This is a genomic window from Gallintestinimicrobium propionicum, assembly GCF_025567525.1.
GTDB lineage: Bacteria > Bacillota > Clostridia > Lachnospirales > Lachnospiraceae > Gallintestinimicrobium > Gallintestinimicrobium propionicum.
The window spans coordinates 100,394-108,201 of record NZ_JAOQJY010000014.1 but is presented as its reverse complement, the minus strand read 5'-3'; the positions used below and the strand labels follow the sequence as shown (position 1 = coordinate 108,201).

Annotated in this window: 9 protein-coding genes and 2 tRNA genes; all 11 read right to left on the bottom strand. The window is 49.2% G+C overall.

The window, feature by feature from the left end; all coding sequences use genetic code 11:
• Nucleotides 1–197: 197 nt before the first annotated feature.
• The 11 genes from OCV62_RS11465 to OCV62_RS11415 all read right to left on the bottom strand — a co-directional run bounded on the left by OCV62_RS11465 (nucleotide 198) and on the right by OCV62_RS11415 (nucleotide 7,780).
• Nucleotides 198–287 (bottom strand) — tRNA-Ser (locus tag OCV62_RS11465).
• Between the two features lie 98 nt (nucleotides 288–385).
• A tRNA-Ser gene (locus OCV62_RS11460) sits at nucleotides 386–471 on the bottom strand.
• A 175-nt stretch (nucleotides 472–646) separates the two neighbouring features.
• Nucleotides 647–1,384 (bottom strand): 2-C-methyl-D-erythritol 4-phosphate cytidylyltransferase, encoded by a 738-nt coding sequence (gene ispD, locus OCV62_RS11455; protein ID WP_262586795.1) that lies wholly within the window; start codon nucleotides 1,382–1,384, stop codon nucleotides 647–649.
• On the bottom strand, nucleotides 1,384–2,421 hold the full coding sequence (gene tsaD, locus OCV62_RS11450; RefSeq protein WP_262586793.1) for a tRNA (adenosine(37)-N6)-threonylcarbamoyltransferase complex transferase subunit TsaD: 1,038 nt from the start codon (nucleotides 2,419–2,421) through the stop codon (nucleotides 1,384–1,386). The genes ispD and tsaD overlap by 1 nt, the downstream gene beginning before the upstream one ends.
• A gap of 11 nt (nucleotides 2,422–2,432) precedes the next feature.
• Nucleotides 2,433–3,344, bottom strand: coding sequence for a ribonuclease Z (locus OCV62_RS11445; RefSeq protein ID WP_262586791.1), 912 nt, complete (start codon nucleotides 3,342–3,344; stop codon nucleotides 2,433–2,435).
• Nucleotides 3,345–3,385: 41 nt separating this feature from the next.
• Nucleotides 3,386–3,631: a hypothetical protein gene (locus OCV62_RS11440; RefSeq protein ID WP_262586789.1), complete on the bottom strand. Its 246-nt coding sequence runs from the start codon at nucleotides 3,629–3,631 to the stop codon at nucleotides 3,386–3,388.
• 58 nt (nucleotides 3,632–3,689) lie between these two features.
• Nucleotides 3,690–4,175 (bottom strand): ribosomal protein S18-alanine N-acetyltransferase, encoded by a 486-nt coding sequence (rimI, locus tag OCV62_RS11435; protein ID WP_262586788.1) that lies wholly within the window; start codon nucleotides 4,173–4,175, stop codon nucleotides 3,690–3,692.
• On the bottom strand, nucleotides 4,172–4,921 hold the full coding sequence (gene tsaB / locus OCV62_RS11430; RefSeq protein ID WP_262586786.1) for a tRNA (adenosine(37)-N6)-threonylcarbamoyltransferase complex dimerization subunit type 1 TsaB: 750 nt from the start codon (nucleotides 4,919–4,921) through the stop codon (nucleotides 4,172–4,174). The genes rimI and tsaB overlap by 4 nt, the downstream gene beginning before the upstream one ends.
• Entirely contained in the window at nucleotides 4,918–5,349 is a 432-nt protein-coding gene (tsaE, locus tag OCV62_RS11425) for a tRNA (adenosine(37)-N6)-threonylcarbamoyltransferase complex ATPase subunit type 1 TsaE (RefSeq protein WP_262586784.1), read from the bottom strand. Before tsaE ends, tsaB begins: the two co-directional genes overlap by 4 nt.
• A gap of 23 nt (nucleotides 5,350–5,372) precedes the next feature.
• Entirely contained in the window at nucleotides 5,373–5,849 is a 477-nt protein-coding gene (locus OCV62_RS11420) for a YcxB family protein (RefSeq protein ID WP_021914239.1), read from the bottom strand.
• 140 nt (nucleotides 5,850–5,989) lie between these two features.
• The gene (locus tag OCV62_RS11415; RefSeq protein ID WP_262586783.1) at nucleotides 5,990–7,780 is read right to left on the bottom strand and encodes a glycoside hydrolase family 35 protein; all 1,791 of its coding nucleotides are present in this window, start codon (nucleotides 7,778–7,780) and stop codon (nucleotides 5,990–5,992) included.
• Nucleotides 7,781–7,808: the final 28 nt, after the last annotated feature.

Here is a 7,808-nt window from a genome sequence, read left to right as displayed (position 1 = left end):
TTTTTGTTCTGTTTGGAATTTTCAGGGTTGCATTACTGTTTATTTGTCAAGGTGCTGTTCTTCTTATTGGAAGTATTTCCAGAAGAACTTTCGTTCCTGTCGCTCAGACAGCTTATTGAGTTTATCATAAGCAGTTTGGCTTGTCAAGAACTTTTTGAACTTTTTTCAAAGTTCATTGCCCAATCAAGTTGAGCGAACGGAGAAGGAGGGATTTGAACCCTCGCGCCGCTATTAACGACCTGCACCCTTTCCAGGGGTGTCCCTTCAGCCATCTTGGGTACTTCTCCATGTGCTGATTCACATTTACCAATATGACAATCTCGCGATTGTATCTGGAGGATTCCATCCACAGCCATGCTCCGCAAGACTATTTGCTGGAATCTAACGGAGAGGGTGGGATTCGAACCCACGCGCCCTTTCGGACAAACGGTTTTCAAGACCGCCTCGTTATGACCGCTTCGATACCTCTCCGGGTCATTCGGCTCATCTTTTGAACTTGCCGCGCTTCATCAGCGCAAGATGTATTCTATCAGAGCTTTACAGGAATGTCAACACTCTTTTTCATTTTTTTTACTTTTTTTGTAAAAAGCCGATTTTTTGTTGAAAACAGCCGGTTCCCGACCTAGAAAAAACATGTCCAAATCCTTTAACTGTGCAGATATTTTTCTGCAAGCGGAAGATCTTCCGGTGTAGTCACTTTCAGATTGCGGTAGCTTCCCTCAGTCAGTTTCACCTGATGATCTGTAAACGTCTCCACCACCATCGCGTCATCTGTAATTTTGATTCCTTTTTCCGCCAGAGTATCTTTTTGTGCTGCAAGTTGGGCATAGGCATCATAAATCAACCCAAACGAAAATGTTTGAGGTGTCTGCACCTGCCATACGCGATCCCTGCGGGGTGTCGTTTCCGCAAAGCCGTTTTCATCCGCAATTTTAATCGTATCCTTTACCGGCACTGCGGCAACACACGCATTATATTTTTGGGCATCCTGAAAACACCGTTCCAGAATATCCTCCGATACCATTGGTCTTGCTCCATCGTGAATAAACACAATTCCCTCTGTCGCTTCTTTTGGCAGATCGCCCTTTACCGCCTTCAGTCCCATCCAGACGGAATCATAGCGTTCTTTTCCACCTGTGATAACCGAAGCAACCTTCTGAAAGCCATAGGGACGCAGAATAGTCTCCTGACAATAGGAAATCTGTTCTTCGCTGCCGACAGTCAGTATGATCTTATCAATCCGCGGGGAACGTTCAAAAGCAAGGAGCGTATAGTACAGAAGCGGTTTCCCGTCTATTTCGAGATACTGCTTTGCAATCTTTGTCCCCATTCTTTTCCCGGAGCCTGCTGCCAGTACGATTGCCGTACAGAATGTTTTTTTCATCAGATTCTCTCTCCCAGTTTCAGGTTCGGCACCGCGTTTAAGTCCCAGCCATGCCGGACTCCCTTTAAATACTCATAATATCCTGCTGCTCCGATCATTGCAGCATTATCCGTACACAAAATCGGAGATGGTCTGTAAAACTTCACACCCTGTTTGCTGCACGCACTCTCCAGTGCCGCCCGCAGATGGCTGTTTGACGCAACACCTCCTGCAATCGCAAATTTGTCCACATGATACCGTTTTACAGCATCCATCGAGTGTTCTACCAAAACGTCCACCACTGCTTTCTGGAAAGAAGCAGCGACATCAGCCTGATTGATATCTATGCCTTTCATCTGGCACCCGTTTAAATAATTCAAAACAGCAGACTTTAAGCCACTGAAGCTGAAATCATATACGTTATCTGCGATTTTGGCACGCGGAAATATAATTGCCTCCGGATTGCCTTCGTTTGATACGCGATCGATTTTGGGCCCGCCAGGATACCCAAGTCCGATTGCGCGCGCAACTTTATCAAAGGCTTCTCCGGCTGCGTCATCCCTTGTTTTTCCGAGGATTTCATATTCCCCGTAATCCTTTACCCGGACGAGATGGGAATGTCCACCCGATACGACGAGACATAAAAATGGCGGTTCCAGTTCTTTATTTTCAATATAATTGGCGCTGATATGCCCCTCGATATGATGCACACCGACAAGCGGCTTGTTCGCAGCAAATGCAATTGCCTTTGCTTCCGCCACACCGACTAAAAGCGCACCGACCAGTCCCGGCCCGTAGGTCACTGCGACCGCTGTAATATCGTCCAGCGTACAGCTTGCGTCCGCAAGCGCCTTACGGACAACCTGATTTATCTTTTCAATATGCTTGCGTGACGCAATTTCCGGCACTACGCCACCGTAAAGCGTATGCAGGTCAATCTGCGAATAAATGACGTTGGAAAGCACTTCCCTGCCGTTTTTGACGACAGCCGCTGCCGTTTCGTCACAGGAGCTTTCGATCGCCAGTATGAGCACATCTTTTTCTTTTGTATCTGTCATGTCCTTACGCCTCATTCTTCCTCAAATGCAAGATCCTGGGTCCATCCGTCCTTTGCCGCAAAGGAATCCGGAAATATTTTGCGCACGCCGCCCATAAATTCCTCCGGATGCACCAGTGACGGACTGTAATGGGTAAGCCACATCTTTTTCACCTGTGCACGCTTCGCCATGTCCGCAGCTTCCAGAAACGTCATGTGCTTATGTTCTTTTGCCTTATCTTTCTTTTCCGGCTCCCCGTACATGCCCTCGCAGATAAAAAGATCCGAACCTGCCGCATGCTTTACAATGCCTTCCGTAGGTCTGGTATCCGTACAGTAAGTGACCTTCAGACCCTTTCTGGCTTCTCCCATGACCATATCCGGCGTATAGATTTTCCCATCCAGCTCCAGTGTCTCACCTTTCTGCAGCTTGTTCCAATAGCGTCGCTCAATTCCGAGCGCTTCCGCCTTATCCAGCTGGAACTTGCCTGCACGGTCAATCGAAAGACTGTATCCATAGCAGACAACATTATGATTGACCCGAAAAGCTTCTATTCTCAGCCCATCAAAACACAGGGTCTGTTCATTTTCTTCAAATTCAATACATCTGATTTCAAACGGAAGCTCCGGTGCAATCACACGGAGCGCATTCACCGTCCTGGTAAGCCCTTTGGGACCGATTACCGTCAAGGATTCTGTCCGTTCTGCATTTCCCATTGTTAAAAGCATTCCAGGCAGCCCGCTGATATGATCTGCATGAAAATGAGTAAAACAGATCACGTCGATAGGCTTTGGGCTCCATCCTTTTTCTTTCATCGCAATCTGTGTACCCTCTCCACAGTCGATCAGGATACTTTTTCCATTATAACGAACCATCAGAGACGTCAGCCACCGATATGGCAGCGGCATCATTCCTCCGGTTCCCAAAAGACAAACTTCAAGCATTCTATTCCTCATTTCTAAATGATAAAATATCTGTTTTTCATTCAGAGAAGCTCTGTCGATTCTTCTTCCTGCGGTGCAATCAGAAAGCTTTTCTTTAACTCCAGATAGCATGCCTCACACAGGTCAAATCTGACTTTTGTTCCATCCATTGCGCTAAAATAGCCAAACGTCTGACATACCTGCAGGCAGCCTTCTTTCAGCACTCCGTTCTCTACCTTCAGCTGTTTTCCGCATCGGTTGCAGACAACAGACTGCAGCACAGCTTCATCCTGTTTCCATTTCCGCATGGCAACCTCCTTTTCCTGCTCATTGTAGCGCTTCTTATGCACAATAAACAGCGGTAAATTATCCCTGCGTTTCCTGCTTTTTCCATAAAATCAAAGCATCTTCCTTCGGCGAATCATAAAAATTGGGACGCACGCCCTCGTCCAGAAATCCAAGCTTATGATATAGTCCGATTGCAGCCTCATTGGATCTGCGCACTTCGAGCGTAAAATTTTTCACACCCCGTTTTTTGCCGTTTTCCATCAAAAAAAGAAGCAGCTGTTCACCGATTCCCTGCCGTCTGAGGGTCTGATCCACCGCAACGTTGCAGATGTCCGCATCCTCAAAGGACTGCCACAGTCCGCAGCAGCCGACCAGCCTGCCATCCAGCCACGCGCCCGCATACCACGCATTTTTATCTTCCAGCGCGTCTTCCCACGCTTTTTTACTCCACGCTTCCTTTAAACAGGACGCCTCCAGCTCTGCTGCTTCCATCGCTGATGTTTGTGGAAGCTGTCCAAGCACAAGCATGCCCTTTTTGTTTTCCGTGTCCGTTTTTACACTCATTTTGTGATCCCGGCTTTCATCAGCTCGCGATGCGCCTCGTCTGCTTCCATCCGTTCGCGCTCTGCCTGGGACATGCGCAGATATTCCGGTGCAAAATCGTCGGAGCTTACCGTTTTTCCTGCTGCCGCCAAGCTTTGTCCTAAGACAGCAACACACGCCGCACGCTGTCTGTTGCAGCTTGCAGGTGCAAATTCACACTGCTCCTGCAGGATTTCCTGCACTTTTTCCCGATAGACCGGAACACCATCCCCCAGCAGAATCACTTTTTTGCCGTATTTTTCGCATTCTTCTTTCAGTCTGCCCGCAAGCTCTTCTACAGAAATCGCGCACTGTTCCTGGATCACCTGCATTTCACCGTTCACAAATGTATAAATTCCAGTATATACCTGTCCTCTGCGCGCATCCATCATCGGGCAGATCAGCTGTTCACAGCCGTACAGGTTATAAGCGAGGGCATCCACCGTCGGTACTGCTGCCAGCGGAATATCCAGTGCAAGTCCGAGCCCCTTCGCCGTCGCAGAGCCGATTCTCAGCCCTGTAAAGGAGCCGGGACCTGCCGCAACCGCAATCAGATCAATGCTCTTTAAATCGAGATCCACCATCCTGCGCAGTTCATCCAGCATCGGAAGCAGCGTCTGGGAATGTGTTTTTTTGTAATCCGTCGTGTATTCCGCAATCAAAACATCATCCTGTATCAATGCAACCCCAGCCACAAGGCCGGAGCTGTCCAGTCCAAGTACTTTCAATCTTCCACCTCCGTCACTGTAATTTTCCGGTAATCAAAGCCTTTTTCCAGGTCTTTTTCGATTCGGATTTCAGTATATTTTTCCGGCAGGATCTCTTCGATCAGGTTCGCCCACTCAATCAGGCAGACACCGTCCCCGTAAAAATAATCCTCATAGCCGATTTCGTCCATTTCCTCCACATCGCCGATGCGGTACACGTCAAAGTGATACAGCGGCAGGCGTCCTTCCTCATAGACCTGCAGAATCGTAAAGGTGGGGCTGTTGACCGCCTCTGTGATGCCAAGTCCCTCTGCCAGTCCCTGTGTCAGCACGGTTTTGCCAACGCCAAGATCGCCTACCAGCGTGTAGACAGTTCCCGGTTCTGCAGCTTCACCGAGCTTTTTTCCAAATGCGAACGTATCGTCCGCACACAAACTTTCGATGATCATCGCTACCTCTTTTCTGCCGCCTTTTAAGAGCGGATCTGCACCTTTCCAGGCTCCATATGGGAAGAAATCATTGCAATTACCGCAGACTGTTTCTCGCCCAGATCCTTTCTCGGGAAAATGCTGGCATGGATTTTGTCTGTATACAAAATCAGGCTTTTGCCTGTGGAAACCGCGCGGTACATATCTTCCCATTTCTGAAACTGCTGCGTCTCCTTCTGGGAAACCTCCACGCCCTCTTCGGTCATCTTATAATGAAGAGGCTCCTTAAAAACGGGAAGCAGCGCCTGTTTCTGCGCACGCAGCCATAAAGACACCGGCTGATACAGTAAAACCACCGCGCCGAAAATCACATAAATCGGATACCGCTGCATCATGCCTGCAACAATGCCGAGCGCGCCTGCTGTACTTCCCAGAATCCCCGCAGCCTTTGTAAAAGTATGGCGGAGCATATAATCGTATAACGCATTCGCATCCACATGTACGTCAAATTCCAGTTCCATCGCTTCCTCCTGCGTCTCTTTCTTACCTTTATCAGATTACAACAGAAAAAGAGGGCGGTCAAGCAAAACCGCCCTCCAAAAAGGTATGCATATGCCTGTTGCTGCAGCGTTGACTATCTATCACGCTTTTGATTTCCGGATCACTCGTCTCCGAGATCCGGCGTATCGCACAGGATTACTGTAGCTTTGTGTTTCCCTTCTGTTTCGAAAATCAAAAGCTCGTTTTTGCCGGGCTTTAATAATGCGCCAGGCAGATAGAGGCGGCGCTGGGGACCTTCTTCCCAAAAGCGTCCGAGATTAAAGGCGTTTACAACCACGAAGCCCTTACCCCAGCCTGTCATATCCAGGAACGTATCTGCAGGCTCGTCTACGTTAAATTCTACCTGATAAAAGGCAGGAAGTCCTTCTTCATAACCGGCTTCAAAGTTCAGCTGATCCAGGTTCGTCATGGGCAATGCATACTGCTTCCAGTTATGCTGTGCAAAACGGTCGTTAATCATAACGCAGCCGTCGATACCTTTTCTCTGCCAGTTTAAGTACGGTCCGTAGTTGACGCGTCCCATGTTCTCCACCAGAATGTCGAGGTGCATATTTTCCCCATGGAACGGTCCTACCTCATGACGCACTTCCAGCTCCCGGTCGTATGCTGTCATCGCGCGCTGTTTATCAATAAACGCGATTGCACGGTCCGCCGCTTTGAATAATTTCAGGCTGTTTAGCTCCGAGCTGGATTCCAGAACAGCAGAATACAGCATGTAGCCGTAACTCTGTCCCATCCGTTCCATCGCCTGCGGCGTTACACTCTCCTGTGGCTGCGCCAGATCCGGCAGGGCATGGAACAGATCGGTCTTTGCCACAACGGGCGCTTCTCCGTATGCGCTGCGCTTTACCGGTGGCAAGAGCTCTACTTCCTGCTGTGGCTCAAACTCTGCGATCACCTTCTGGCATTTTTTATACTTTTCAGTAATCTGACCGTCCTCTGTCAGCAATGCATCATAATCGTAGGACGTTACATCCGGTGTCAAAAACTCGCCATAGTTAGAACCGTTCATGAAGCCGAAGTTCGTTCCGCCCTCCGCTACATACAGATTGACACTGCCGCCCTCCAAAACCTCACGAAGCTCCTTTGCCGCCTGATCTGCATCCGTTGTATGATGCTTTCCGCTTCTCCAGGCATCAAACCACCCTACCCACAGCTCTGCGCACATACAGGGACCGCCGTGATTATATTTTTTCAGACAGTCAAATGCGATCTTCCCTCTGCTGCCAAAGTTTGCCGTCGGAAACAGGTCCTCCACCGCTGTATTCTGAAAAATATCATCGGCCGGGCCATCCGACTGAAACAGCGGCACATCGATTCCGCCTTCGCGCATCATATCCCGCAGCGCCTTGATATATTTTTTGTCATTTCCAAAGGTACCGTATTCGTTTTCCACTTGCATCATCAAAACAGGTCCGCCCTGTGTGATCTGCAGCGGCGCAAGATAAGGCATCAGCACCTTGTAATAGTCCCGGACGTGACGCAGATACCGCTCGTCGCTCGTCCGCAGCGCCATATCGCCGTCTGCAAGCAGCCATGCCGGGAATCCGCCAAACTCCCATTCCGCGCAGATATACGGGGACGGACGCAGGATCACCCACAGTCCGAGCTTCTGCGCAAGCTTTACATAGCCTACAAGGTCTGTCAGCCCGTGAAGCTTTTCCCCGGTAAAATCAAACTCGCCCTTTTTCGGCTCGTGCAGGTTCCACGGTACGACCGTCTCTACGGTATTGCAGCCCAGCGCCTTTAATTTTAACAGACGGTCTTCCCAGTATTCCGGAAGTACCCGGAAATAATGCATTCCGCCGGAAATAATCCGAAACGGGTTCCCGTCCAGATAGAACTGATCCTTAATTTCAAATGTGTGCAGCGGTTCCATTTTTCCTCCCATTTCTGCGCACGTTTTTTGCGCATGCCAA

What these genes read in the sequence shown, in the direction of transcription:
- ispD (WP_262586795.1), bottom strand. Translation starts at nt 1,384, where the DNA reads ATGAAAAAAACATTCTGTACGGCAATCGTACTGGCAGCAGGCTCCGGG.
- tsaD (WP_262586793.1), bottom strand. Translation starts at nt 2,421, where the DNA reads ATGACAGATACAAAAGAAAAAGATGTGCTCATACTGGCGATCGAAAGC.
- OCV62_RS11445 (WP_262586791.1), bottom strand. Translation starts at nt 3,344, where the DNA reads ATGCTTGAAGTTTGTCTTTTGGGAACCGGAGGAATGATGCCGCTGCCA.
- OCV62_RS11440 (WP_262586789.1), bottom strand. Translation starts at nt 3,631, where the DNA reads ATGCGGAAATGGAAACAGGATGAAGCTGTGCTGCAGTCTGTTGTCTGC.
- rimI (WP_262586788.1), bottom strand. Translation starts at nt 4,175, where the DNA reads ATGAGTGTAAAAACGGACACGGAAAACAAAAAGGGCATGCTTGTGCTT.
- tsaE (WP_262586784.1), bottom strand. Translation starts at nt 5,349, where the DNA reads ATGATCATCGAAAGTTTGTGTGCGGACGATACGTTCGCATTTGGAAAA.
- OCV62_RS11420 (WP_021914239.1), bottom strand. Translation starts at nt 5,849, where the DNA reads ATGGAACTGGAATTTGACGTACATGTGGATGCGAATGCGTTATACGAT.
- OCV62_RS11415 (WP_262586783.1), bottom strand. Translation starts at nt 7,780, where the DNA reads ATGGGAGGAAAAATGGAACCGCTGCACACATTTGAAATTAAGGATCAG.